Source organism: Sphaerimonospora sp. CA-214678, assembly GCF_050942215.1.
Lineage (GTDB): Bacteria > Actinomycetota > Actinomycetes > Streptosporangiales > Streptosporangiaceae > Sphaerimonospora.
The window spans coordinates 5,090,771-5,115,954 of sequence record NZ_CP192056.1; the positions used below are offsets into that span (position 1 = coordinate 5,090,771).

Here is a 25,184-nt window from a genome sequence, read left to right on the forward strand (position 1 = left end):
AACCGGCGTTGCCGACCAGCGGAGCGTGACCGACAGCAGACGTTGAGGTAAGCCCCGGGCAACTAATCGGCATGCTCGTAGCGACAGGACGGAACCCCTCCCGCTGAGGACAGGGACGACCTCTCGAATTTATTCACCGGGGACGGCTTGGCGTATGGCTCTGGCACAGCCAGGGCGGAGGCCGGTTATTCCCCCGGCGTGGCCGCGAGGGGGCGGGCGGCGTCGGGGCCCTTCTCCAGAAGGACGTGGAACCCCTCCTCGTTGAGGATGGGGATGCCGAGTTTGACGGCCTTGTCGTATTTGGAGCCGGGATTGTCCCCGACCACCACGAAGCCGGTCTTCTTCGACACCGCCGAGGTGACCTTGCCGCCCCGGCCGGTGATGGCCTCACTCGCCTCGTCGCGGCTGAAGTCGGTCAGCGTGCCGGTGACGACGAACGTCAGGCCCTCCAGCGTCCGCACCTCCAACCCGGCCGGGGCCTCGTCGGCCATGCGCACCCCCGCGGCCCGCCACCTGTCGACGATCTCGCGGTGCCAGTCGACCTCGAACCATTCACGGATGGTGGCCGCGACCCGGGGCCCGATGCCCTCGACGGCCGCCAGTTCTTCCTCCGAGGCCGACGCGATCGCGTCGAGCGAGCGGAACTCCTCGGCCAGCGCCCGCGCGGTGGGCGGCCCGATGTGCCGGATGCTCAGCGCGACCAGCACCCGCCACAGTGGCTGTGTCTTGGCCTTCTCCAGCTCTTCCAGCATCATCTGGGCGTTCTTGCTCGGCTCGCCGGAGAGGTTGGCGAACAACGAGACGACCTTCGGCCCACCGGTCTTGGGGTCGGTCCTGGGCAAGCCGGTGTCCGGGTCGCGGACAACCGACCGGATCGGCAGCAGCCGATCCATCGTGAGGTCGAACAGATCGGCCTCGGTGCGCACCGGCGGTTCCTGCGGCGGCAGCGGCTGGGTCAGCGCGGTGGCCGCCACATAGCCCAATCCCTCGATGTCGAACGCGTTGCGCCCCGCCGCGAAGAAGATGCGCTCGCGGAGCTGGGCCGGGCAGGCACGGGCGTTCGGGCAGCGCAGATCGGCGTCGCCCTCCCGCTCGTAGGCCAGCTCGGTCCGGCACTCCGGGCAGTGGGTCGGCATCGTGAACGCCCGCTCGGTGCCGTCCCGCAGGTAGGCCACCGGCCCGACGATCTCGGGGATGACGTCGCCGGCCTTGCGCAGCACCACGGTGTCGCCGATGAGCACGCCCTTGCGCTCGACCTCGGAGGCATTGTGCAGCGTGGCCCGCTCCACGGTCGAGCCGGACACCACGACCGGCTTCATCACGGCGTACGGCGTGACGCGGCCGGTGCGGCCGACCCCGACCTGGATGTCGAGGAGCTCGGTGGTGACCTCCTGCGGCGGATATTTGAACGCGATCGCCCATCGCGGCGCCCTGCTGGTCGAACCGAGCTGCCGCTGCACGGCGATCCGGTTCGCCTTCACCACCACGCCGTCGATCTCGTACTCCGGATCGTGGCGGTGCTCGGCGTAGTGCGCGACGAACGCACGGACGTCGTCCAGCGTCGGGACGACCCGATAGCGGTCGCTGACCGGGAAACCGTAGGAGCCGAGCAGCTCGTACATCTCCGACTGGGTCTCGGGCCTCCGGGCGCCCTCCCACTTGCCCACACCGTGGACGATCATCCGGAGCGGCCGCTGCGCGGTGACCCGGGGATCCTTCTGCCGGAGCGAGCCGGCGGCCGAGTTGCGCGGATTGGCGAACGGCGCCTTGCCCGCGTCCATGAGCTGCTCGTTGAGCCGTTCGAAGCCCTCCACCGGCAGGAAGACCTCGCCGCGCACCTCCAGCAGGTCGGGGGTGTCGTCGCCGGTCAGCCGGTCCGGCACGTCACGCAGGGTGCGGACGTTCGGCGTGATGTCCTCCCCCGTGCGTCCGTCGCCCCGGGTGGCGGCGCGCACCAGGCGGCCTTTCTCGTAGACGAGCGCCACGGCCAGGCCGTCGATCTTCAGCTCGCACAGGTAGGGCCCCGGATCGGCCTCGATCAACCTCTGGGCCCGCGCCTCCCAGCCGACCAGGTCCTCGTCGTCGAAGGCGTTGTCGAGGCTCTCCATCCGCTGCAGGTGGGTGACGGCGGTGAACTCGGTGGAGATCGGCGCGCCCACCTTCTGCGTGGGCGAGTCGGGCGTTCGCAGGTCGGGATGCTCCTCCTCCAGCGCCCTGATCTCTCCCATCCACCTGTCGTATTCGGCGTCGCTCACCGAGGGTGAGTCGAGCACGTAGTAGCGCCAGTTGGCATCCTCGATCAGCTCAGCGAGCTCGGCGTGCCGCTCCCGCGCCGCGGACGGCGCGGCCTCAGCCGGCGTGACCTCGACCGCCGTGCCCTCGGCCTCGTTCACCTGCTCGGTCACGCCCGTCTCCCCTCGTCAGCTGCCCTGTGGACGACTCAGGGAAAACGGTATCTCCGCCGACCGACATTCGACGCCGCGACCGCCGACAAGCGCGTCGCGACCGCAGCGCGCGACCGCCGACAAGCGCGTGCGTAAGCCGGCGAACGACGCGTGCGTAAGCCGGCGAACGCGTGCGGGAGCCGCACCGAGGACAGGATGCGGCTCCCGCTGATCGGCTCAGCCGAGGTCGCGCCAGACCACGCGGTCCCTCTGCTCACGAGCGATCCAGAAATACGGTAGACCGCTCCTAGCCCACTTTCATTCCCTTTTGTCCGGCCCTCTCGGCCCCGTGGCCGACCGCGCGGAGGGTCACCTACCGCCCTGGGCCCAGACCTGCCGCCACCGCGAGCACTTTCCGGTGATCCTCTTCGCGGTGCCCCGGCAGACCTGGGCGTTGGCGAGCAGCATGTATCCCGCGTTCACCTGGAACGCGCGCGGCTTGGAATGCGAGCAGTTTCGGAACTTCGCGGTGCGGTACTTGCCGCGGTCCGTCAGCCACTTGAGCTTGATCCAGGTGCACGTACGGGTCCCGCTTCTGTCGTAGAGGTCCCCCGAGATGCGCATGCCCGACCTGCCGGACCTGACGTTGCCGATGACCCAGCCCCTCGCATCCGAGGACGCGAACGGCCCCCAGCGCCAGACGGAGGCGGCCGAGGCGGCGGAAGCACCGGAAGTGGCGGAGGCGGTGGAAGCGGCCGAAGCGGCGGACGGGTAGGTGGCGACGAGTCCTGCGCCGAGAACCGTGGACAGAGCAGCGGTGAGCAGAAGGCGCGGAGCGCTTCGCATGGATCTTCTCCTGAACTGTGGGCTACCAGCACATCAAGAGATAGGCGATCGCACTTGCAGAACGCTTACAGCCGGGATCGGAGCCCGGCGGGACCATCGCGTCGTCCACCGGCCCCGACCGTCATCTCACTCGTCCTCGGGGTCTTCGCGCAGCACCCGGGCGGCGTCCCGGCAGCGGGCGAGCGCGGCACGCGCATAGCGCGGCGAGGCCCCGGCGAGCCCGCACGCGGGCGTGAGCACCACCTGCCCGGCGAGCCGCGCGGGGGTGAACCCGAGCCGCCGCCACAGCTCCAGCGCGGGCTTGGCCACCACGCCGATGTCGGGAAGCCTGCTGTCGGTCCCCGGCACGACCCCCAGGAAGAACGCGGCGCCCGCTTCGATCGCCTCTCCGATCGCATCCTCGTCCCGCCGCCGCAGCAGCGAAGCGTCGAGCGAGATCCCTCGCGCCCCGGCCGTACGGAGCACCCCGAACGGCACGTCCTGCGCGCAGCAGTGCACGATCGGGAAGACGTCGTCGCCCAGCCCGGAGATCACCGTCCTGAGCCGCTCTCCCGCGGTCACGGCCTCGACGGCAGGCAGCCGCCCGAACCCGGAGGCGGTCGGCACCGTGCCCGTCAGCGCTCCCGGCAGACCGGGCTCGTCGAGCTGGACGACCACGCGGGCCCCCGGGACCCGCCGCCGCACCTGCGCCACATGCCCGGCGATCCCCTCGGCGAGCGACTCGGTCAGGTCCCGTACGGCTCCCGCGTCGGCGAGGGCCTTGTCGCCGTGCCGCAGTTCGACGGCCCCGGCCAGGGTCCACGGGCCGCACGCCTGGATCTTCAGCGGGCCCGCGTATCCCTGGGCGACCTCCTCCAGCCCGTCGAGGTCGCGGGCGAGGTGGTCGCGGGCACGCTTGAGGTCGCGGCCGACCCCGTCGGTGAACCGCCACCCCGACGGCTGCACCTCCACCGGCAGCTCGACCAGCAGCGAAGCGCTCCTGCCGATCATGTCGGCGCCGACGCCCCGACCGGGCAGCTCCGGCAGGTACGGCATCGGCAACTCGCCGAAGACCGTACGGAGCGCCTCCATATGGGCCTCGCGGTCGTCGCCCGGATGCGAGCCCACGCCGGTGGCCGTGGCCTCCACCCATGGATAATCCTGCACGGGACTAGCTTAGGCACTATGAGACTCACCAAACTCGGGCACGCGTGCTGGCGGCTGCAGAAGGACGGTTCGACCCTGGTGATCGACCCGGGATCGTTCAGCGGGGAGGGGCTGCTCGACGAGGCGAGCGCCGTACTGATCACACACGAGCATTTCGATCACGTGGACGCGGACCTGCTGCGAAAGGCGGCCCCGGACCTGGAGATCTTCACCTGTCAGTCGGTGGCCGACCTGCTCGGCGAGATCCCGGCGAAGGTGCAGGTGGTTCGGGACGGCGATGCCTTCACGACGGCGGGGTTCGGGGTGAAGGTGATCGGCGAATGGCACGCGCTCAACCATCCGGACATCCCGGTCGTGCAGAACGTCGGGTTTCTGGTGGAGGAGGAGGTCTTCTACCCCGGTGACGCGTTCACCCCGCCCGGTGTCGAGGTGCCCACGCTGCTGGTGCCGACGAACGCGCCGTGGATGAGGACGACCGACATGGTCGCCTACCTCCGCGAGGTCCGCCCGCAGCGGGCCTACAGCACGCACGACGGCCTGCTCAACGAGGTCGGGCTGAAGGTCGTCGACAACTGGATCCGCATGGAGGGCGACCACCAGAAGGCCGACTTCCGCCGCATCCCGGTCGGCGAGTCCGTCGAGGTGTCCTAGTACGGCAGTCGCTCTTCGGTGTTCGACCAGGGAGAACGCGAAGAGCCGGTATCCCGGGAGTCAGGCCCCGCCCAGCCGATTCCACCAGCATGTATATCTCAACCGACCTATTCCCTGGTCAGTTAGCGATTGGCTGCGCCGTACCAGGACGAGAATTTTACATCGAACGCCCTCTGAGCTGACACCCTGGCTGACACGAACGATTTTGATCTACTGTGATTCTCCGGCGACCGCTGCGAGAGGGGGTGTGCATGGCGTGGTGGCCATCGCCGCGTCGCACGATCCGGAATGTCCTGTTGGGCCTTCTGGTGGGGGCGGCGGTGGGCATAGCGGTCTGGATGATCCGGTCGGATGGTTCCGGCCGGGAGGAAATCGCTGCGATCGCTGGGCTATTTATCACGATCATGGCATTAGCCATCGATATTGTCAGCGGGTTTCTGGGGCAGCCGGAGCAGCCCCGTGATGTACCGGCGCTCGCTGACGACCTGGCGCGGATCGTCAGCGAAGAATGGTCGGCCGAGGCAAAAGCACGCATGCTGCGCAACCCCGGTGTGCTGCCCCTGGCATGGTCGGCGGCTCACGCGGGAGTAGCCGAGGGTAAGGCGACGGTGTCGCCCTCGGTCGCTGATGACACCGCCGTCCGGCTGAAGGATGGTCGGCTCACGGGTGGCTTCGATGCCGGCGCCCGCCAGTTGGCTACCGGGTACGAGACGGTGCGGTCGTTGAGCAGCGGCCGGCTGGTGGTGTTGGGCGAGCCCGGCGCCGGTAAGACGGTGCTGGCGATGATGCTGACAATCGGACTTTTGCAGGCACGCTCGGCAGGCGCGTCCACACCGGTGCTGCTCTCGGCCGCGTCCTGGGATCCGGTCATGCAGTCGCTGGACGACTGGATCGTGGGCGGGTTGGCCAACGCCTACTACAGCGGTCGCGAAGAGATACCCCGGCTGCTGCTGGAGCACAATCTGCTGCTGCCCGTCCTCGACGGTCTGGATGAGATCCCGGAGTCGGCGCGCCGCAGCGCGATCCGTGAGATCAACTATGCCATCGGCCGGGAACGTCCTGTGGTGGTCACCTGCCGGTCAGCCGAATACGAGGATGTGATCAAAGGTGGGGCGCCGGTGCTGCGCGGCGCACCAGTCGTGCAGGTGCTGCCGCTGGCGGCAAAGGATGTCATCGACTACCTCGACGATGTGGACTGGCCCGAGGGTATCGACTGGTCCTCGGTCCACACCGAACTGCGCACCTTCCCAGAGGGGCCCCTGGCTACCGCCCTGTCGACACCGCTGCTGGTTTCTGTGGCCCGTACGGTCTACCAGCGCGGCGGTGGCGACCCCGCTGAATTGCTGACTGAATCGTTCGACAGCCGCCACGCGGTGGAAGATCACCTCATAGATCAACTGATCGATGCGGCCTATGCCTCGCGTCGGACACCGGGAGGGCAGGCAGACGACGATGCCGAAGGAGACCGACGGGCCGCCCAGGCCCGCCGATGGTTGACCTTTCTGGCGCGGCACCTGCATCAGCACCGCGAGCGAGACCTGGCTTGGTGGCGGCTCAGCGAGCGCACACTCTCCGCGTGGGTGGCTTTGGGTATCAGCCTCGGTGGCGGCGCCATCCTGATGGTGATCGTAGCCGCCTCGTTCGCCGCTTTCAGCGGCCCCGACGCGTACGAGGACGGCGGGGACGGACCTGCGCTGGCAATCGGCGCAGCCTTTGGTGCTGGTTATTCGGTGCTGGCCGTCGTCATGTGGTACGCCATGGCGGGTCGACTGCCGGGGCGGCTGTCGTTCAGAATTCGCGGGTCTTTTGGTCGATTGCGACGAGGGTTCGCCACAGGAGTGGCCTTGGTCGCCGTCCCCGCCCTCCCGATGGTCGCGGGGTTCACCGCCGTGGAAATGTCTACCCACCTCGAAAGGTGGTCCTTCAGCGATATACAAGAATTCTTTCTCAACACTGCGGCGGCTGCGGGGATCGCTGCCCTGATCGGTGTCGGCCTGGCGGTGCACAACTGGTTTGAAGCTCCACCCGAACGCGCCGGTCATGCCGACCCGCTTACCTTCCTGCGGCAAGACCGTCGATCGGCGCTGGTAGGGGCCGCTGCTGCCGGTGCCATAGTCGCCGTAGGGCTCGCTCCGTCCTTGACTGTCGCCACGGTTGCCGGCATCGGCGTGGCTCAAACACTCACCGGCTGGCCCGGTCTGCCAGGAGAACCCGATTTCGGATACCTCATCCGGACGTACTGGCACGGGCTTGTCGATGATGTCGACGGCGTCCCTTACTATTTCTTCCTGACGGTGCTGCCGGGCTTGATATTCGGCCTGATCGTGCTGCTCACTCGGGCGTGGCCCAGGTTCTTGATCACGCGGGTGATTCTCGCCGCCCGCGGCCGCCTGCCCTTGAGGCTGATGGCCTTCCTGCGCGACGCCCGCGAACGTCAGTTGCTGCGTCAGTCCGGGGGGACGTATCAGTTCCGCCACGTCCGCCTCCAGGAACGCCTGGCCGGCCAGCCGCTGCGCGTGCGCTCAGCCGCGCTTCCCCGCGCGGACGCGAGAGTCTTTCCGACCACGAACTCCAGGTCAGCGGCACCGGGCACCGACGGGGGCCGTACGACTGCCCGGCGCCGGGCAATTCCGGTGGTCGCCGGTGTCGTGCTGCTACTGACGCTGAGCGGCCTGGTTCGCGCCATGCCGCGTGATTCCTCCCGGGCCGCTCTCAAGGGCCACGCTGACAGTGTCGAACTTGTTCTTTTCAGCCGGCCAGATGGTCGTCGTCTCATCAGCGCCGGCGACGACGGCACTGTACGGCTCTGGGATCCGGCTGACGGTCGGGCAGTGGCCACTTTCCGGCATGGGACCGGTTCCGTACCGGTTGTGGCGCTTTCACCCGACGGACACCTGGTCGCCACCACCGGGGATGACGGCGTGGTCAGAGTCTGGAACACGACCGACGGACGCGCCGTTACGACACTCATCGGCCATCACGGTTGGATTCCCAGCAACGCGTTCAGTCCGGACGGGACGATTCTGGCTGTCGCCGGCACTGGCGAGATCCGGCTGTGGGACTCGGCCACCTGGCGGGAGATTCAGCATTTCTCAGACCATGCCGACACGCTGTCCGCTCTCGTGTTCTCTCCGGACGGCAGCACCCTGGCGACAATCGTTGACAACGACCGCCGGGTGCGACTGCGTGACCCGCGCACGGGCACCACACTCCATTACCTCCCCGGCCACAACGGTGGCGTGTCGAGCGTGACCTTCGCTCCCGACAGTAAGACCGTCGTCACCACCAACGGTCGGCTCGCTCGACTCTGGGATCCGGCCACCGGGCACCTGATCGCCACCCTGGCAGGGCACACCGACGACATTGTCGAGGTCGCATACAGCCCGAACAGCCGCACGTTGGTTATTCGCAGTGCGGATCGAACTGCCCGGTTGTGGGATGCAACAACCGGGCAGTTGATCAAGCCTCTTACCGACCGTATCGTTCATGTGGCGTTCAGCCCGGATAGCCGTACCCTCGCCACCGCCTCGTTCGCGTGGGAAGACGCCCCCTCGAGGCTACGGGAAAATACCGCCCCGAGGCTGTGGGACACAGCCACAGGAAACCTGATCGCCACGCTAACCGGGAATGACCAGGGGGTGGAGGACCTTGTCTTCAGTCCCAAGGGTGATCTGATCGCCACGGCCGACGATGACGACACTGCCAGACTTTGGGACGCTACAACCGGGCGCCTGGTCGCGTCCCTTCTCGGCCATACCGGGCAGATTAACAGCGTGGCGTTCAGCCCGGACGGTGGGAGCCTTGCCACTGCCAGCGATGACCAAACAGTGCGACTATGGGACCTACCCGCGCCATACTGATCCGGAACGGCGATATGCAGGATCTCATTGTCGGCGCGGTTTATTCACGTGAAAGCCCCGTGAGGTACGGCGAAAACCGGTCACACCGGGGCATCGTTCATTCACGCGGGCCGGACCGGTCGACTCATGGTCGAGCCGCCAGTGCCCCTCCCGCCGGTCTCTGCCCGGACATCGCGGCGCCGGCCGATCAGGTGGCCGAGGAGATCGTGGCCGACCCGATGACCACGTCGCCGTCATAGAGAACGGCGCCCTGGCCCGGGGCGATGCCCGCGGCCGGGGTGTCGAGCTCGATGTGCAGCTCGCCGCCCGACAGCTGGGCGCGGCAGCCGTACACCTCGCCGTGGGCGCGCAGCTGCACGGCGCAGGCGATCGGCTCGTACGGCTCGGGCAGCGGGCCGTTCCAAACCGGCCGCTCGCCCACGATGATCCGCACCTGGAGGGAGTCGCGCGGCCCGACCGTGACCGTGTTGGACACCGGTTCTATCGACAGCACGTAGCGCGGCCGCCCGTCGGCGGCCGGACGATCGATGTGCAGGCCCTTGCGCTGGCCGATGGTGAAACCGTACGCGCCCTGGTGATTGCCGACGACCCGGCCGGTCAGCGCGTCGACGATCGGCCCGTCCGCGGCCCCGAGGCGCTCGGCGAGGAACGCCTGGGTGTCGCCGTCGGCGATGAAGCAGATGTCGTGACTGTCCGGCTTGTCCGCCACGGACAGCCCACGCCGGGCGGCCTCGGCCCGCACCTGCGCCTTGGTCGAGTCGCCGAGCGGGAAGATCGCGTGGGCGAGCTGCCCACGGGTGAGCACGCCCAGCACGTACGACTGGTCCTTGCCCTCGTCGACGCTGCGCCGCAGCACGCCGTCGACGAGCCGCGCGTGGTGGCCGGTGGCGACCGCGTCGAAGCCCAGTGCGAGGGCCCGGTCGAGCACGGCCTCGAACTTGATCTTCTCGTTGCAGCGCAGGCACGGGTTGGGCGTGCGGCCCGCCGCGTACTCGTTGACGAAGTCCTCGACCACGTCGCGGTGGAACCGTTCCGCCATGTCCCATATATAGAAGGGAATGCCGATCACGTCGGCGGCGCGCCGGGCGTCGCGGGCGTCCTCGAGGGTGCAGCAGCCGCGCGCGCCGGTCCGGTACGACTGGGGGTTGGACGAGAGCGCCAGGTGGACGCCGGTGACGTCGTGACCGGCCTCGGTGATCCTGGCGGCGGCCACGGCGGAGTCCACGCCGCCCGACATGGCCGCGAGCACGCGCAGCCGGCGACCGGGCCGGCCGGCGCCGTTGGAGTCCCCTGTGGTGTGAGCCATAGCGTCTCCGAGATTACCCCCGCGGCGGGCCCACGTTGGCATCGGCGGTGTGGAGCTGGGAGGATGCGGGGTCATGCGATTGTTCGGGAGCGAGAACACGCCGGCCGACGCGGCCAAGGTCATAGCGGATTTCTGGACCTGGTGGGCGAAGGCCCGCCCGGAGATCGACGCGCAGGTCGAGGCGGGGAACGCCGAGGCGATCGCCGAGGCGCTCGAATCGGCGGTCAACGCCATGCACCCGTCCCTGGTGTGGGAGATCGCGCCGGGCGGCACGGCACGGTACGCGCTGGTCGTCAGCGCGTGCAACGACCCCGAGCTGCGATCGTTCACCCACCGGTGGGCGCTGGCCGCGCCGCCGGACGGCGAGCTGTGGGAGTTCCATCCGTCCAGGCAGGCCAAGCCGCAGGCGGCGGAGCTGTCCGTCGAGGTCGAGGGCCGGGAGTTCGATCTGAACCGGCTGGTGGTCGCCGTACAGGCGCCGCCGAACGCCCCCCGCGCCGAGATTTCCGTCTTTCATCCGATATTTCCTGACCTGGAGGACGAGGCCCGGATGGACGCCTCCCTCATGGCGCTCGACTGGCTGCTGGGTGAGGACGAGGTGGCCCGCTGGGTGGGCGAGATCGTCCCGGCGGAGTTCGAGCCGATCGACGCGTTCCCCGCGATCCACCTGCCCGGCGTGATCGCCGACCTCGCGAAGGGCTTCGTGGAAGAGCAGTGGATGCTGATGGAGGGCACGACCCCCACCGGCAGCCGGGTGACCGCCCTCGCCCGTTATCCGCTCCGGCCCGTCGATCACCCGCTCAACGACCAGCACATCGCCATCGGCCTGCCGTACCGGAACTCCGACTCCGACGGACAGCCCTCGGGCGGGTCTCTCGACGCGCTGCGCGACTTCGAGGAGCGGCTCACCGGTCTGCTCGGCACGCTCGGCACCGCCGTACTCGCGGCGCACATGAGTGCGGACGGCAGGCGGACCCTGCACGTGTACGCCGATCCGGAGGGCGAGGCGGCGAGCGCGATCAACGAGCTCGCCGCGACCTGGAAGGAGGGCGAGGCCGAGGTCGAGGTGGCCGACGACCCCTCCTGGAGCGAGGTCGCACACTTCCTCACCTGACGGCGACGGCGTGTCCGCCTCCCTCCCCCCTCCCCCCGCCCCCGGCCCCCCGACCGTGATCTTGCAATTGCTCGCAGAAACCAGCGGCTACCTGCGGCGACACCTCTCGTGATCTTGCAGATATTCTGTGGATGGCCGTCTGACCTGGGACTTCAAAGTTCGTGATCTTGCAGTCCGCCACAAACTGCAAGATCACGAACTCTGTTTCCGCAGCTCAAGCACGATCCCTGCGAGTTTCTGCAAGATCACGAGAGATGTTCTCGCAGGCGAAGCGGGACGGGTGCGAGAAACTGCAAGATCACCACGGGAGGGTGGGGGTCAGATGAGGATGCCGGCCCGCCTGGCCCGTTCGACGACGTGGCCGATGACCTCGGCCACGCGGTCGACGTCCGCCTTCGTCGAGGTGTGACCGAGCGAGAAGCGCAGCGAGCCGCGGGCGCGGACGCCTTCGTGTCCCATCGCGAGCAGCACATGTGACGGCTGGGCCACGCCCGCCGAGCAGGCCGAGCCGGTGGAGCACTCCACTCCTTTGGCGTCGAGGAGCATGAGCAGCGCGTCACCCTCACAGCCGGGGAAGGAGAAGTGGGCGTTCCCCGGCAGCCGATCAACCGGATCGCCGTTCAGCACCACGTCGGGCACGGCCTGCCGGACGCGCTCGATCAGGTCGTCGCGCAGTGCCGACAGCCGTTCAGAGGTGGTGGCCAGGCTTTCGACGGCGACCTGTACGGCCGCGGCGAACCCGGCGATCGCCGGGGCGTCGAGCGTCCCGGAGCGTACGTCGCGCTCCTGGCCTCCGCCGTGCAGTACGGGCACCGGATCGGCGCCCCGGGCCAGCAGCAGCGCACCGACGCCCATCGGCCCGCCGACCTTGTGCCCGGAGACCGTCATCGCGTCGACGCCCGACTCGGCGAACCCGACCGGAAGCTGGCCGACGGCCTGCACCGCATCGGTGTGGAACGGGATGCCGTGCTCGTGGGCGATGGCGGCGAGGCCGCGGATCGGCTGTACGGTCCCGACCTCGTTGTTGGCCCACATGACGCTGACCAGGGCGACGTCGCCGGGGTCGCGCTCGATGGCCGCACGCAGCGTGTCGGGATGCACCCGCCCGTGCTCGTCGACCTCGAGCAGCTCGACGATCGCGCCGTGCCGGTCGGCGAGCCAGCGGGCGGGGTCGAGGGCGGCATGGTGTTCGACCGCGCTGATCAGGATACGCCGGCGTTCGCGTGCCCAGAACAGCCCTTTTATAGCCAGATTGTCGGCCTCTGTGCCGCCCGCGGTGAACACGACCTCACTCGGGCGGGCGCCCAGCGCGCTCGCGATGGTCTCGCGCGACTCCTCCACCACGCGGCGGGCGCGACGGCCGGCGGCATGCAGGGACGAGGGGTTGCCCACCCGCCCCAGCTGCGCTGTCATGGCCTCGATCGCCTCAGGAAGCATCGGCGTGGTCGAGGCATGGTCAAGATATGCGGTTCCCACGACCCCTCCAGACCCGGCCTCAGCTGAACAAGCCTATCCGGGACCGCCGTTCAGTCGATCGCCGGATTCGCTTACTGAACCGTCCAGACGGTATAGTAAAGCCCATGAGAAGGGATGAGCTACTCGACGCGGCCGAGTTCCTGCTCGACGATCAGGGGGTCCAGGGCCTGACCCTGGCCGCGGTCGCCGAGCGCGCCGGCGTCAGCAAGGGCGGCCTTCTCTACCACTTCGCGAACAAGGAAGCGCTGATCAAAGCCATGATCGAGCGTTTGATCGCGGATTTCGACGCGCTGGTCGAGGCGCAGCACGAGCCTACGTACACCCGGGCCTACCTGGCCGCCACGTTCGAGGCCGTCGAGAGCGGCAGGCTGCGACGCTGGGCCGTGGTCACCGGGGCGGCGGGAGACCCCGGGCTGCTCGCGCCGCTCCGCGAGGCGATGGCCCGCTGGCATACCCACGGGCTGGACGACGAGCCCGATCCGCTGACGTCCCAGGTCGTACGCCTCAGCTGTGAGGGTCTCTGGGACGTCGCAACCCACAGCCCGTCGACCCTCGATTACGCGGCGGTCCGCCGACGATTGCTCGAACTGCTGTAGCCGATCGTCATGACGTGAACGACTCGCCATGACGAGTCGCCATAAGTCCTGACCGCATCGCACCCGCATCGCACCGAATCCAATGCCGCCATGCCGCGCGGCCGCCCGCCGAGCCGGACAGGCGCTCCGGCGGCCGCGTCGCGCCGTACGGCACTCTCCGCGTGTGGCCACCCGGTGGCGGCCGTCCTGCGCGGATCTCAGCTGCGCCCTCCCCTCCCCCTCATCTCACAAGCGTGAAAACTCCCAGAAAAGGAGACCATGATGACCCGCGCCCTGGGGGCCGCCCGTTACGGGTCGGTCCTCACGTTCGCCCTGGCCGGTCTGATATGCGGGACGTTCACCGTACGTCTGCCCGCGCTGGCCAACCGGCTGCAGCTGACCGAGTCGTCGGTCGGCGTCGCGCTGCTCTGCTGGGGGCTCGGTGCGCTGCTCACCATGCAGCTCATGCGCGTCGTCATGGCCAGGGCCGGCAGTCGCGGCGTGCTCAGGGTGGCCGCTCCGCTGTGCGCCGCCTCGCTGGTGCTCGTCGCTGTGGCGCCCTCCTTCCCCACCGTGGTCGCTGCCGCGACCCTGTTCGGCATGGCGTTCGGCGTCGTGGACGTGGGCATGAACGCCCAGGGCTCGACCGTGGAGCAGGCGTACGGCAGGCCGCTGATGAGCGGGATGCACGCCGGCTGGTGCATGGGCGCGATCACGGCGGGACTGCTCGGCACCGCGGCGATCGCCGCCGGGCTGTCCTTCACCGCCCACCTCGTGATCATCGCCCTGGTGACGTTGCCCGCTTCGCTCGCGATCGGCCGCACGTACCTCCCGGAGCCGGCCACCCGGGCCGCCGGAGGCGTCCCGGGCGCGGCGGCCAGGTCGGACGCACGGGACACCTCGGGCGCACGGGGCAGGATGCCCGGCATCGTCTACCTGCTCGGCGCGATCACGTTCGGCGCTTTCATGATCGAGGGTGTCGTGGCCGACTGGAACGGCCTGTATCTCCTCGGCACGCTCGGCGCCCCCGAGTCCGTGGCCGCGCTCGGCTATCCCGTGTTCGAGGCCGGCATGCTGGCGGCCCGGCTGAGCGGGGACCGGCTCCGCGACCGGTACGGCGCACGCGGCCTGATCGTCACCTCGGGGGCAGCGGCGGCGGCGACCTTCCTCCTCGTCATCGCCGCACCGTCCGCTCCCCTCGCGGTGAGCGGGATGTTCTTCGTCGGCCTGTCCGTGGCGACGATCTCGCCGATGGCGCTGTCGCTCGCCGGAACCGCGACCGACCGGCCGGGGCCGGCGATCGCCCAGGCGGGCGCGATGGGCTACGCCGGGCTCCTGCTCGGCCCGGTCGTCGTCGGTTTCCTGTCGGCCGCGGCCTCCCTGCGCGCCGCGCTGGGCATCGCGGTCGCGCTCGGCCTCCTCGTCGCGGTCGCCGGTCGCTTCCTCCCGTCCTTCCGGGGAACCGCCGGCCCGCCCGCCGGGTACGCCCGGCCGCACGGGCTCGGCGGCCCGGCCGGGAACACGGCCGGTGACGCGGCCGGGAAGACAGCCGGCAGGACGGCGGCAGATGGCGGCGAGGCCCCCGAGCACCTGCCCGTCGCCGCGTGAATCCAGCAGCCGGATCGGCGGCCTCCCCGCCGGGACGGGACGAGACGGGACGAGACGGGACGGGACGGGACGAGACGGGACGAGAACGCGAGCGGCGCCGCACCACCGTGGTGCGGCGCCGCTCGGCGTTCCGGCACGGCGGACCGGCTCCGATCAAGCCGTCTCCGCCAGGCCCTGTCGCGCTGTTCCCGTCTCCCCTCGCGCCGTGCCCGGCAACCCGGCGGCCGGACGGCGTACGCGGGCGCTACTTGCGCTTCTCGATCTCCTCGGTGAGCTGGGGAACGACCTGGAACAGGTCGCCCACCACGCCGTAGTCAGCGATCTCGAAGATCGGCGCCTCGGCGTCCTTGTTGATCACAACGATCGTCTTGGACGTCTGCATGCCAGCCCGATGCTGGATGGCACCGGAGATGCCGGCCGCGATGTAAAGCTGCGGCGCCACGGTCTTGCCCGTCTGCCCGACCTGGAACTGGTGCGGATACCAGCCGGCGTCGGTCGCGGCACGCGAGGCGCCGACCGCCGCGTCGAGAGAGTCGGCGAGCTTCTCGATGAGGGCGAAACTCTCCGCCGACCCCACGCCCCGGCCGCCGGAGACCACGACAGCGGCCTCGGTCAGCTCCGGACGCGCACCCTTCTCCTGCTTGACCCGCTCCACGACCCGCGCGGCACGGGCGGCGTCCGACAGAGCGACCTCAACCTTCTCCTCCACGGCGGCACCGGCCGCCGCGACGGGAGCGGCGGAGTTGGGACGCACCGCCACGATCGGCGTACCCCTGGCGACCCGGCTGCGCACGTTCACGCCACCACCGAAGATCGACTGATCTGCGACGAATCCCTCGCCCAGACCCACCGCGTCGGTGATCACACCGGAGTCGGTCTTGACGGCCAGCCGACCGGCGATCTCCTTGCCCTCGGCCGTGGCAGCGACCAGGACACCGGCCGGCGCCGTGTCCGCCACGAGCTTGGCCAGCAGCTCGGCCTTGGGCGCCACGACATAGTCCGTGATCTCCTCGGCGTCCGCCACGTAGACCTTCTCCGCGCCGTACTCGGCGAGCCTGTCCTTCGCGGTCTCCGAGTAGCCCGGACCTGCCCACACCGCTGCCGGCGCGCCCAGCGACCGGGCCAGCGTCAGCAGTTCGAGGGTGACCTTCTTGACATCGCCGTCGACATGCTCGACGAGAACCAGAACCTCACTCATCTCGGGGCCCCTCACACGAACTTCTTCGACGCGAGGAACTCGGCGATCTTGGCGCCGCCGTCGCCCTCGTCCTTGACGATGGTCCCGGCCGCACGCGGCGGCGCGGCGGCGAAGTCGACGACCTCGCTCCACGCGTTCGCCAGCCCCACCTGGTCCGCGGAGATCTCCGCGTCGGCGATGCCGAGCGTCTCGACCGGCTTCTTCTTGGCCGCCATGATGCCCTTGAAGGACGGGTAACGCGGCTCGTTGATCTTCTCGACCACGGACACGACGGCCGGCAGCGAGGCCTCGACCTTGTCGTACCCGTAGTCGGTGAGGCGCTCGATGGCGATGGCCGATCCGTTCACCTCGACCTTCTTGGCGAGGCTGAGCTGGGGGACGCCGAGACGCTCGGCCAGCATCGCGGCGAGCACGCCGGTGCGGGCGTCGGTGGACTCGGAACCGAGGACGACCAGATCGAAGCCGATCTTCTTCAGCGCCTGGGACATGGCGTACGAGGTCGACAGCGCGTCCGAACCGTGCAGCGCGTCATCGCTGAGGTGGACGGCCTTGTCCGCGCCCATGGCGAGCGCCTTGCGGATGGTCTCGGTGGCCTTGCCCGGGCCCATGGTGAGCACCGTCACCTCGCCCCCGTGGGCCTCCTTGAGCTTCAACGCCTCCTCGACCGCATATTCATCGAGCTCGTTGACGACGCCGTCGGCGGCATCGCGGTCGAGTGTCTTGTCATCGGACCTCAGCTTGCGCTCGGTCGCCGTGTCGGGGACCTGCTTCACGCAGACGACGATGTTCATGGCCGGTGGCCGACCTCCCCTTTCCGTACGGCTGACGCCGCGAATTTCGTTCCGTGCCGTGGGGTACGCGCACGCTGTACGCACGACTTCCAAAAGGGAGCCAAGACTATGTTACCCACGAGTAGCCTAGCCACACCTCCCCATCGCCATCACGATACCGAAGCATGTTCCGGACCTGTCGCACCCCTCCTCCACACCGGAGCCGCCGGAGATCGGCAGGAGGGTCAACTCGCGACGACGAGGGTGATCAGCAGGAACAGCACGGTGGCGACGGCGAAGAGCAGTGTCATCGTGCTGAACAACGAGCTGAGCAGTGCGTAGACGGCGACGACGCCGACGCCGCCGGCGGCGTCGACGACCAGCCGGGCCCGTGCCCTGGCGGCCAGGCCGAAGGCGGCGTCGATCAGCACGCCGATGCCGTACAGCACGAGCAGGAGCAGTGAGATCTCGGGAAGGTCGTGTGCGGCCGCGGCGGCGAACAGGCCGACGACGAGGGCCGATCCGATGACCCACCGCCGGTGCAGCTTCCGCCGGTGTCTCGCCCGCGCGTCGAGGTGCCCCGCGTCGGAGCGCTCCTCCGGACGCCTCTCCCCGGGCCGCCACTCCCTGGTGGGCGCGGAGCCACGCGCCCCGGCGAGCCCGGCGGCGGGCCCGTCGATCGCGGGTGCGACCGGAGGCAGCGTCGCGCGGGCGGGAGAGGACACGTCCGGAGCGGCTGACGCGAGCCTGGCGACGAGGCCCGCCGCCGTCGGCCGCGCCCGGGGATCCCTGTCCAGGCACTCCGCCAGCAGCGGGGCGAGCCACGACGGCACACCGGAAAGGTCGGGTTCATGGTGGACCACCCGATAGGCGACGGCCGTCACGGGCCCCGTGCCGTACGGCTGCCGCCCGGTCGCGGCGAAGGCCACCGTCGCCGCCCAGGCGAACACGTCGGCCTCCGGCCCGGCGGCCCAGCCCTCCAGCACCTCGGGCGCCACATAGCCGGGGGTGCCGACCACCGCCCCGGACGCCGTGACCGACGCGGACTCCAGCGCGCATGCGATGCCGAAGTCGATCAGGTACGGCTCGCCGTCCGCGATGATGATGTTGGCGGGCTTGAGGTCCCGGTGCACGACCCCGGCGGCGTGTACGCACTCCAGCGCATCGGCCAGCCCGCATGCGAGCCGGACGAGGTCGTCCCCCTGGATCGGCCCGCCTGCGGCCAGGACGACGCTGAGCGCGCGGCCCTGGACATATCGGGTGACGATGTACGGCCGGGGGCCGGTCAGGGAGGCGCCGAGGACCTCGGCGACGTGCCGGCCGCGCACCCGGCGCATGGTCTCCACTTCACGGGCCAGGCGGGCGATCGCGTGTGCGTCGGAGGCGATGTGCGGGTGGAGCATCTTCACGGCGACGGTGCGGCCCTCCGGGTCGAGGGCCAGATGCACCTCGCCGAACCCGCCGGAGCCGAGCGTGGAGAGCAGGCGATAGGGGCCGAGAAACGCGGGTTCTGTGTCGAGACCGGGTTCCGCCGCGCCGTCCTGCCGCTCCGATCTCCCCCGGTCGCTTCCCTGACGGTCCCCGTGGTGGTGAGGGCTCAGGTGTTCCGGTGAACCCATTCCGCTCCTCCGCTCCTCCTCGGCCACCTCCCGGGTGCCGGGTCAGTTCCAGAAGGTGAGGAAACCCAGGCCGATCCTGTCCATGATGTCACCGAGGAGGCCGCCGACGAGGTTGACGACCGTGTCCTCGCCTCTGCGTCTGAGATCCGCCACGACATGGTCGATCGCCACCGAGGGCGGCCGCCACGGAGCCCATGACGCGTCGGCCGATATCGCGGTCATCACCGCGAACAGCGCGACGGTGCCCACCGTGATCGTGATCACCATGCCGGCGCCGGGGCTGCGTATCGCCGAGCTGAGCGCCCGCGAGACCGCCTTGCGCGGCGCCGATCCGCCCGGCAGGACGAACAGCCCCGCGACGAACGCACCCGCGGCGTAGGCCGCGGCCGGATCGGTGGCCATCTTTCCGATGTACACGAGCCCGCCCCACACGCACATCGCGAACATCGCGGCCAGCGGGACCTGGACGAGCGTGGCGAGCGTCGACTTGATCAGCGCCCAGGGCGTGCCCAGGATCGCCAGGAAGGGGTCGGCGCCGCTGCTCCCCCTGATCGATCGGCGTGCCGCGAGGTCGCTGAGCAGATGATGGCCCACGCGCAGGCACAGGGCCGCCACGACGGCGAACAGGCTGACGGTGACCGGCAGCAGGCAGGCCAGGGCCACGAGCACGACCAGGAGCAGCCCCGCCAGGATCGGGTGCGCGGCGCGGTAGCGCGGCCGCGACGGGTCCCGCCCGTACGGCGCGGCCTCCGCCGGCGGGGCGGTCGGGCGCGCGACCGCCTGCGGCGGCATGGGCGGCGCGGTCGGCGGTGCCGCCACCTGAGGGGATGGCGGGTAGCCGGCGACCCGCTGGTCGGGATACGGCGGATAGCCGGCCGGCGGCGGGCCGTACCCCGGCGCGTACCCGGGCGGCGCGTACCCGGGCGGCGCGTACCCGGGCTGGGTGTAGCCGGGCGCGCCGTAGGCGGGCTGAACGTACCCGGTCGCCGGGCCGTGCCCCGGCCGGCCGTAAGCGGGCTGAACCCGGTCGTGGCCGGGATCGGGAACGGGTCGCTGCCGCGTGTCCCGGCGGGGGCGCTCCGGCTCGACGTAGTTGACCGGGGGAAGCAGGTCGGCGTAGTCGTCGGAACGGCCGTCCCCGCCCGGCGGGGCGGCCGCTTCACCGATGATCGCGGTCTCGTCGTAGGCCGCCGGGCCGGATCCCGCCCTGTCGCCGTGTAGGGTCGCGGCGTCGAGCAGCCGGGTGCCGCCGTCGCGCGCGCCGTTCTCGTGGAACGTGGTCACCGAGGGGTCGAGCGCCCGTGACAGCTTGAGCAGCGAGGTGGCCGCCGGGCGGGCCTCGGCGTCCTTGGCCAGGGCCAGCCGGAGCCATTCCCGCAGCCAGGCGGGCGCGAGGTCGAGCTGCGCCTTGCCCTCGAGCACGTTGTAGCAGACCGACTCGAACGTGCCCGATCCGAACGGCGGCTGTCCGGTCGCCGCGTAGAACACGGTGGCGGCGAGCGCGTGCACGTCGGCCGCCTGGGTGATCTCGGTGTCCCGGATGATCTCGGGGGCGAGGTAGCCGGGGGTGCCGACGAACATCCCGGTCTGCGTCAGCCGGGTGGCGTTGACCAGGTGCGCGATGCCGAAGTCGATCACCAGTGGTTCGCCGTCGACGAGCATCACGTTGGCCGGCTTGAGGTCACGGTGGATGACGTCGGCCGCGTGGATGGAGACCAGGGCCTCGCACAGCCCGCGGGCGAGCCTGACGATGCCCGCGTCGCCCAGCGGCCCGTCCTCCAGCACGGCCTGCTCCAGCGTCCGCCCGGGGGCGTACCTGGTGACGATGTACGGCGAGGCGCCGGTCAGGTCGGCGTCGAGGACCTCGGCGACCCGCCTGCTGCGCACCCGGCGCATGGTCTCGACCTCACGGGTGAGCCGGTCACGCGCCTTGAGGTCGGTCGCGACGTGCGGGTGCAGGACCTTGACGGCGACCTCCCGGCCCTCGGCGTTCAGGCCGAGATGGACGACCCCCATGCCGCCCTCGCCCAGCCGGCGCAGCAGCCGGTAGGGTCCGATCCGCTCCGGAGCCTCCGGAGCCTCGATTGTCGACATGTCGTCCCCCGTCACCGGCTCCCCATACGGACCCGCAGCTCCGAAAGGCGTTCTACTAGGGACAGAACGTCCACTGGCCCCCAAAAGTGCCCAGCCGTCTGTTTACCCACCAAACTCGCCAGTGCGACGATCCCCACGAACACGGCGGCGGCCCCGATCCCCCAGACCATGCCCCGTGCCCCGCCGTCCTCCGGGGCGAGAGCGGTGAGCGTCCGCCGCAGCTGACGGCGCGGCCCCTCGACCCCGGGTCCGGCGCAGACGGTCCACAGCGCCACGGCGAGCCCCCAGCTCAGCGCGGCCAGGAGCGATGCCGACGGCACCAGCAGAGTCAGCAGCACCGTGACCGGCAGGCCGAGGACCAGTCCGTACGGCATGAGCGCGATCGTGACGCCGATCGACTTCACGATCGCGTCCGGGCGTCCGAGCACCCCGATGAGGCCGGTGGGCGAAGCGCCGGCCGGCCTTCGGGTGTCGAGCCGCGACCGGACGATGTCGGCGGCCCGCAGCAGCACGACGGCCGGCAGCGCGAACACCCACACCAGCAGCGGCGCGATGACCGCTGCGCACGCCATCAGCATGAACAGCAGCGCGGCGGCCACGCCGTACGCCCTGGATCGAGGCGGCGTCATACCACCCGCGAGCGGCTGCCCCGGAGGCTGGTACGGCTGCTGGTACGGCCCCCGGTGGTGCTGCTGGTAGGGCGGAATCTGGGCGGTGGGCAGGAAGGGCGCCTGCTGCGACTGCGGGATGTGCGGGGTCTGCTCGAAGACCTCGGCGGCCTCCCTGAAGATCTCGGGGGTCCGCTGCGCCTGCTCGGGGAACGACTGCGAGACCGCCTGGCGTAATTCCTCGGAGGTGACCCGCCTGGTCGGGATGTCGCCCTCCGAGGTGACCCGCCTGGTCGGAATGTCCCCCTCCGGGGAGGTGGGCGGCCGCGGGTGGGCCGGACCGCCGGGGCCGATGCCCGCCCGGCGCAGGTCCTCGCCGGTCACCCGTACCGTCGGGAAAGGATCGCCGCCCTGAGCGTCGGACCGGCCCGCTGGCTGTCCCTGCTGAGCCGGGCGAGTGTGCGGGGCGGCCTGGCCGGGGTGGGCGGGGGCGGCGCCGGAACCCGGTCTGCCGCGGAACACGGGGGTGTCCATGATCCCGGGCGCGTTCCCCTGGGCCCACGATCCGCCGGAAGCCGCGGCGCCACCGGGAGCCTGGACACCACCGGGAGCCTGGACACCACCGGGGGCCTGGATACCGCCGGGGGCCGCGGCACCCCCGGGCGCGGACGCGCCGTCGATGCCGGACGTCTCCCCGAGCAGCGAGACGAACTCGTCCCGTCTCGGGACGGAGGCCCCCGATCCGGGAGCCGGACCGGAGGCACCGGCACCGACACCGGCACCGGGGGCGGGCCCGCCGCCGGTGTCGTCGACGTTCGGCACGGTGGTGATCTCGTCGGGCACCCGGACCCGGCCGGCGGCCGGTCCGGTGAGCTTGGCGACCCAGCCGGCCAGCTCCACGGCGGACGGCCGTCTCGCCGGATCGCGCTGGAACGCCGCACGCAGCAGCGGCTGGATCGGCTCGGGGGCGGCCGCCACGTTGGACCGGCCGGAGGTGATGTTGTAGAAGATCATCTCCAGCGTGCCCTTGCCGAACGGCGCCTGGCCGGTCGCGGCGAACAGCAGCGTGCCCGCCCAGGCGTGCACGTCCACCTCCGGGCCCGCTTCGTGCCCCTCGATGATCTCCGGGGCGAGGTAGCCGGGGGTGCCGATGAACATGCCGGTCTGGGTCAGCCGGGTGGCGTCGACGGCCTGGGAGATGCCGAAGTCGATGAGCACGGGCCGGCCGTCGAGCATCAGCACGTTGCCGGGTTTGAGGTCGCGATGGACGACCCCGGCCGCGTGCACCGCCGAAAGCGCCTCGGCGATGCCGCCCGCCACCTTGAGCAGGGCGTCCAGGGTCAGCGGGCCGTCCCGCTTGACGATCTCGTCGAGCGGCCGGCCGGGCACGTAGCGCGTCACGATGTACGGCCGCACGCCGGTGACGTCGGCGTCCAGGACCTCCGCGATGTGCGGGCTGCGCACCCGCCGCATGGTCTCGACCTCGCGGGAGAGCCTCCTGCGCGCGACGTCGTCCCCCGCCACGTCGGAGCGCAGAACCTTTACGGCCACCTCTCTGCCGCGTGGGTCGAGGGCGAGGTGGACCACGCCCATACCGCCCTCACCGAGCCGCCTCAGCAGCCGGTACGGTCCCAGCCGGTCGTCCTGATTCATTGTCTAAGCACCATACCGACTAAAAGAACGCCCATGAGCGCACCAACGCGCCACATCCCTGGTCCGCTCAACGGTCGGCGTGGGGCAGGGGTTTCCAGGGGATCGGTCAGAGCGTGAGGGCGATGATCTCCGCGTTCGTCGCCTCGGCCAGCTCCCTCCCGGAAAGCGCCAGCTTGGACCGGCGCACCCCGCTGCCGATCACGACGAACGGCCGATCGATCACATTCCGGTCAACGAGCACGGGCCACTCCTCGGGCAGCCCGATGGGGGTGATGCCGCCGTACTCCATGCCGGTCAGCGCGACGGCCTCGGACTGCGGCGCGAACGACGCCTTCTTGGCCCCCAGGTGGCGCCGGACGACCCCGTTGATGTCCGCCCGGTGGGTGGCGAGGACCATGACCGCGGCGTATCGGGTCTCGCCGCCCCGCCTGGCCGCGACGATCACGCAGTTCGCCGAGTCCTCCGGGGCCACGCCGTACCGCTCGCAGAACGCGGCGGTGTCCGCGAGCTCGGCGTCGATCGGGGCGACCCGCGCCGCCACTCCAGTGATCGCCTTGGCCACCGGTTCCGCGAGCAGGTCGAGGCCGTCGGCGACGGGCATCCAGTCGAGAGTCATTCAACCTTCCTTGATCACGCGTTCGTGTAGTCGGGTGACCACGTTACGGGCCGACTCCAGCGCACCGGCCTGCCAGGCCACGAGATGGGTGAGCCAGTCGCCGGCGAAGTAGACCCGCCCGGCCGGCCTCTGGAGCAGGCCGAACCCGCCTTCGTAGGACGGCCAGGCCGTCCACCCGCCCTCGATGTGCGGCTGGCGGCGCCAGTCGATCGAGACGCTCGACACCAGCTCGGTCCGGTACTTCTCCCCGTGGATCTTCATGCCCTGCGTGACCGCTCGCCTCTGCCGCTCCGCGTGGGTCAGCCGGCCGTAGGCGTCGGCGTCGGCGCCGAGGTTGTAGTAGCCGACCAGCAGCCCCCGTCTGCCGTGGAAGTCGTGTGACGGGTACCAGATGTGCGAGATGTCCAGATCGGTCTCGGTGATGCCGCCGTAGATCCGGTCGTCGGTCTCCCACCAGCGGCTGCGGTACTCCAGCCCGATCTTGCCCGCCGACACCGGCTGCGGGCTCCGCAGGGCGGCGACGACCCGGGCGTCCAGGTTGCCGGGGATCCGGGCCAGCACATGCGGGGGGAGCGCGGCCACGCAGTAGTCCGCCCTGATCGCCGAGCCGCCCGAGTGCACGACCTCCACGCCGTCGGCCAGGTTCGTGATCCTGTCGACCTCGGCCGAGACGTGGATGCGGTCGCGGCCGACGGCGTCGGCCAGGGCGGTGACGATCGCGTCCATCCCGCCGACCGGCTGGAACATCGGCATCGCCTGGTCATAGGCGAGCGGGAAGCCGATCGTACGGCCGAGGCCGTACCCGAGCACCTCCGACAGCGGCGGCGGAGCGCCGAGCGGCACGCCCTCCTCGACGCCGGGGTTCACCCGCAGGCCGCGCCGCTCGGAACCGGCGTAGTCGTAGCTCCCGCCGATGTCTCCGAACGTGGACAGGAAGTCCAGCAGGGCGGCCTTGTCCGCGGAGGTCAGCCGCCTGTCGAGTACGCCGGCATTCGTGACCTTCGCCAGAAGTTCACTGACATATCCGTACATGTCGGCACGGGCCGTACGCGCCCGGACCGGCGCCTTCATGCGCTTGTTGAAGACGTACGCGCTGGGGTTGTCGTTGACGAACAGCTCGATGGGCACGCCGAGCTCGCGGCAGTAGTCGAGCGTGACCATCCACTGGGCGATCCGCGCCGGTCCGGCGTTGAAGTAGACGCCCTCGCCGAAGCGTGCCTCCTGAACCCCGGTCTCCCGGATCCCGGCCTCCCGCGCCCGGACCCGCCGCGCTCCCCCGCCCCCGGACGACGCGAGCGGATCGGGAAGCTCGGGCAGCCGGTCGCCGCCCCGGAGGGTGAGGTTGCGTCCGCCCACCCGGTCGCGGGCCTCGAGGACCGTGCAGTCGTACCCCGCCTTGCCCAGTTCGTAGGCGACGGCGAGCCCGGCGACCCCCGCCCCGAGGATCACCACCTTCGCCGCCGCCCGGCCGCGCAGCGCGAAGTCGGACCGCTGCGGCGGCGTGTAGTCGCGCTCCTGGCGGTCGGGGGCGAGCCCGAGCACCCCCATGGCCGCGTACATCGCCCCCGCTCCTCCCGCGACGCCGAGCCCCACGAGGAGGGAGCGACGCGTCAGTGATCCCCCGTCTCCCCTTTCACTCCTGCCCCCGTCCTCGCCCTCG

At 70.5% G+C, this 25,184-nt stretch carries 17 protein-coding genes; 5 read left to right on the top strand and 12 right to left on the bottom strand.

What is annotated here, in order from left to right; translation table 11 throughout:
- Positions 1-185 precede the first annotated feature (185 nt).
- The 3 genes from ligA to ACQP1K_RS22795 all read right to left on the bottom strand — a co-directional run bounded on the left by ligA (position 186) and on the right by ACQP1K_RS22795 (position 4,376).
- A complete protein-coding gene (gene ligA / locus ACQP1K_RS22785) occupies positions 186-2,393 on the bottom strand; it encodes an NAD-dependent DNA ligase LigA (RefSeq protein WP_433501622.1) in 2,208 nt (735 codons plus the stop codon).
- A gap of 360 nt (positions 2,394-2,753) precedes the next feature.
- The gene (locus ACQP1K_RS22790) at positions 2,754-3,230 is read right to left on the bottom strand and encodes a hypothetical protein (protein ID WP_433497729.1); all 477 of its coding nucleotides are present in this window, start codon (positions 3,228-3,230) and stop codon (positions 2,754-2,756) included.
- 126 nt (positions 3,231-3,356) lie between these two features.
- Positions 3,357-4,376, bottom strand: coding sequence for a methionine synthase (locus ACQP1K_RS22795; RefSeq protein WP_433497730.1), 1,020 nt, complete (start codon positions 4,374-4,376; stop codon positions 3,357-3,359).
- Between the two features lie 18 nt (positions 4,377-4,394).
- Here ACQP1K_RS22795 and ACQP1K_RS22800 point away from each other — a divergent pair, with 18 nt between their 5' ends.
- A complete protein-coding gene (locus ACQP1K_RS22800) occupies positions 4,395-5,027 on the top strand; it encodes an MBL fold metallo-hydrolase (protein WP_433497731.1) in 633 nt (210 codons plus the stop codon).
- 296 nt (positions 5,028-5,323) lie between these two features.
- Entirely contained in the window at positions 5,324-8,887 is a 3,564-nt protein-coding gene (locus tag ACQP1K_RS22805) for an NACHT and WD40 repeat domain-containing protein (protein ID WP_433497732.1), read from the top strand.
- A gap of 187 nt (positions 8,888-9,074) precedes the next feature.
- Here ACQP1K_RS22805 and mnmA read toward each other — a convergent pair whose 3' ends face one another.
- Positions 9,075-10,193, bottom strand: coding sequence for a tRNA 2-thiouridine(34) synthase MnmA (mnmA, locus tag ACQP1K_RS22810; RefSeq protein WP_433497733.1), 1,119 nt, complete (start codon positions 10,191-10,193; stop codon positions 9,075-9,077).
- 73 nt (positions 10,194-10,266) lie between these two features.
- Between mnmA and ACQP1K_RS22815 the strand changes: the two genes are divergently transcribed.
- Positions 10,267-11,307 (top strand): DUF695 domain-containing protein, encoded by a 1,041-nt coding sequence (locus ACQP1K_RS22815; protein WP_433497734.1) that lies wholly within the window; start codon positions 10,267-10,269, stop codon positions 11,305-11,307.
- Between the two features lie 318 nt (positions 11,308-11,625).
- Here the strand turns inward: ACQP1K_RS22815 and ACQP1K_RS22820 are convergent, their stop codons facing one another.
- The gene (locus ACQP1K_RS22820) at positions 11,626-12,783 is read right to left on the bottom strand and encodes a cysteine desulfurase family protein (RefSeq protein WP_433497735.1); all 1,158 of its coding nucleotides are present in this window, start codon (positions 12,781-12,783) and stop codon (positions 11,626-11,628) included.
- A gap of 104 nt (positions 12,784-12,887) precedes the next feature.
- On the opposite strand from ACQP1K_RS22820, the gene ACQP1K_RS22825 reads away from it, so the two are divergent.
- Together ACQP1K_RS22825 and ACQP1K_RS22830 are read left to right on the top strand one after the other, a co-directional pair.
- Positions 12,888-13,379 (top strand): TetR/AcrR family transcriptional regulator, encoded by a 492-nt coding sequence (locus tag ACQP1K_RS22825; RefSeq protein WP_433497736.1) that lies wholly within the window; start codon positions 12,888-12,890, stop codon positions 13,377-13,379.
- Positions 13,380-13,637: 258 nt separating this feature from the next.
- Positions 13,638-14,966, top strand: coding sequence for an MFS transporter (locus ACQP1K_RS22830; protein ID WP_433497737.1), 1,329 nt, complete (start codon positions 13,638-13,640; stop codon positions 14,964-14,966).
- 244 nt (positions 14,967-15,210) lie between these two features.
- On the opposite strand, the gene ACQP1K_RS22835 is transcribed toward ACQP1K_RS22830, so the two are convergent.
- From ACQP1K_RS22835 to ACQP1K_RS22865, 7 genes are all read right to left on the bottom strand, one after another.
- Positions 15,211-16,164, bottom strand: a complete 954-nt coding sequence (locus ACQP1K_RS22835; protein ID WP_433497738.1) for an electron transfer flavoprotein subunit alpha/FixB family protein — start codon at positions 16,162-16,164, stop codon at positions 15,211-15,213.
- Between the two features lie 11 nt (positions 16,165-16,175).
- Positions 16,176-16,955 carry an electron transfer flavoprotein subunit beta/FixA family protein gene (locus ACQP1K_RS22840; RefSeq protein ID WP_433497739.1) on the bottom strand — a complete coding sequence of 260 codons (780 nt, stop codon included), beginning with the start codon at positions 16,953-16,955 and terminating at the stop codon, positions 16,176-16,178.
- Between the two features lie 224 nt (positions 16,956-17,179).
- Complete coding sequence (locus ACQP1K_RS22845; RefSeq protein WP_433497740.1) at positions 17,180-18,553, bottom strand: serine/threonine-protein kinase; 1,374 nt, start codon at positions 18,551-18,553, stop codon at positions 17,180-17,182.
- Positions 18,554-18,595: 42 nt separating this feature from the next.
- Positions 18,596-20,647, bottom strand: coding sequence for a serine/threonine-protein kinase (locus ACQP1K_RS22850; protein WP_433497741.1), 2,052 nt, complete (start codon positions 20,645-20,647; stop codon positions 18,596-18,598).
- 11 nt (positions 20,648-20,658) lie between these two features.
- Complete coding sequence (locus tag ACQP1K_RS22855; RefSeq protein ID WP_433497742.1) at positions 20,659-22,908, bottom strand: protein kinase domain-containing protein; 2,250 nt, start codon at positions 22,906-22,908, stop codon at positions 20,659-20,661.
- Positions 22,909-23,014: 106 nt separating this feature from the next.
- Positions 23,015-23,524 (bottom strand): YbaK/EbsC family protein, encoded by a 510-nt coding sequence (locus tag ACQP1K_RS22860; RefSeq protein WP_433497743.1) that lies wholly within the window; start codon positions 23,522-23,524, stop codon positions 23,015-23,017.
- Positions 23,525-25,084, bottom strand: a complete 1,560-nt coding sequence (locus tag ACQP1K_RS22865; protein WP_433497744.1) for a flavin monoamine oxidase family protein — start codon at positions 25,082-25,084, stop codon at positions 23,525-23,527.
- Positions 25,085-25,184 lie beyond the last annotated feature (100 nt).

Coding starts and splice junctions, on each gene's coding strand:
- ACQP1K_RS22790 (WP_433497729.1), bottom strand. CDS start 3,230: ATGCGAAGCGCTCCGCGCCTTCTGCTCACCGCTGCTCTGTCCACGGTT.
- ACQP1K_RS22800 (WP_433497731.1), top strand. CDS start 4,395: ATGAGACTCACCAAACTCGGGCACGCGTGCTGGCGGCTGCAGAAGGAC.
- mnmA (WP_433497733.1), bottom strand. CDS start 10,193: ATGGCTCACACCACAGGGGACTCCAACGGCGCCGGCCGGCCCGGTCGC.
- ACQP1K_RS22815 (WP_433497734.1), top strand. CDS start 10,267: ATGCGATTGTTCGGGAGCGAGAACACGCCGGCCGACGCGGCCAAGGTC.
- ACQP1K_RS22825 (WP_433497736.1), top strand. CDS start 12,888: ATGAGAAGGGATGAGCTACTCGACGCGGCCGAGTTCCTGCTCGACGAT.
- ACQP1K_RS22830 (WP_433497737.1), top strand. CDS start 13,638: ATGATGACCCGCGCCCTGGGGGCCGCCCGTTACGGGTCGGTCCTCACG.
- ACQP1K_RS22835 (WP_433497738.1), bottom strand. CDS start 16,164: ATGAGTGAGGTTCTGGTTCTCGTCGAGCATGTCGACGGCGATGTCAAG.
- ACQP1K_RS22840 (WP_433497739.1), bottom strand. CDS start 16,955: ATGAACATCGTCGTCTGCGTGAAGCAGGTCCCCGACACGGCGACCGAG.
- ACQP1K_RS22845 (WP_433497740.1), bottom strand. CDS start 18,553: ATGGGTTCACCGGAACACCTGAGCCCTCACCACCACGGGGACCGTCAG.
- ACQP1K_RS22850 (WP_433497741.1), bottom strand. CDS start 20,647: ATGTCGACAATCGAGGCTCCGGAGGCTCCGGAGCGGATCGGACCCTAC.
- ACQP1K_RS22855 (WP_433497742.1), bottom strand. CDS start 22,908: ATGAATCAGGACGACCGGCTGGGACCGTACCGGCTGCTGAGGCGGCTC.
- ACQP1K_RS22860 (WP_433497743.1), bottom strand. CDS start 23,524: ATGACTCTCGACTGGATGCCCGTCGCCGACGGCCTCGACCTGCTCGCG.
- ACQP1K_RS22865 (WP_433497744.1), bottom strand. CDS start 25,084: ATGTACGCGGCCATGGGGGTGCTCGGGCTCGCCCCCGACCGCCAGGAG.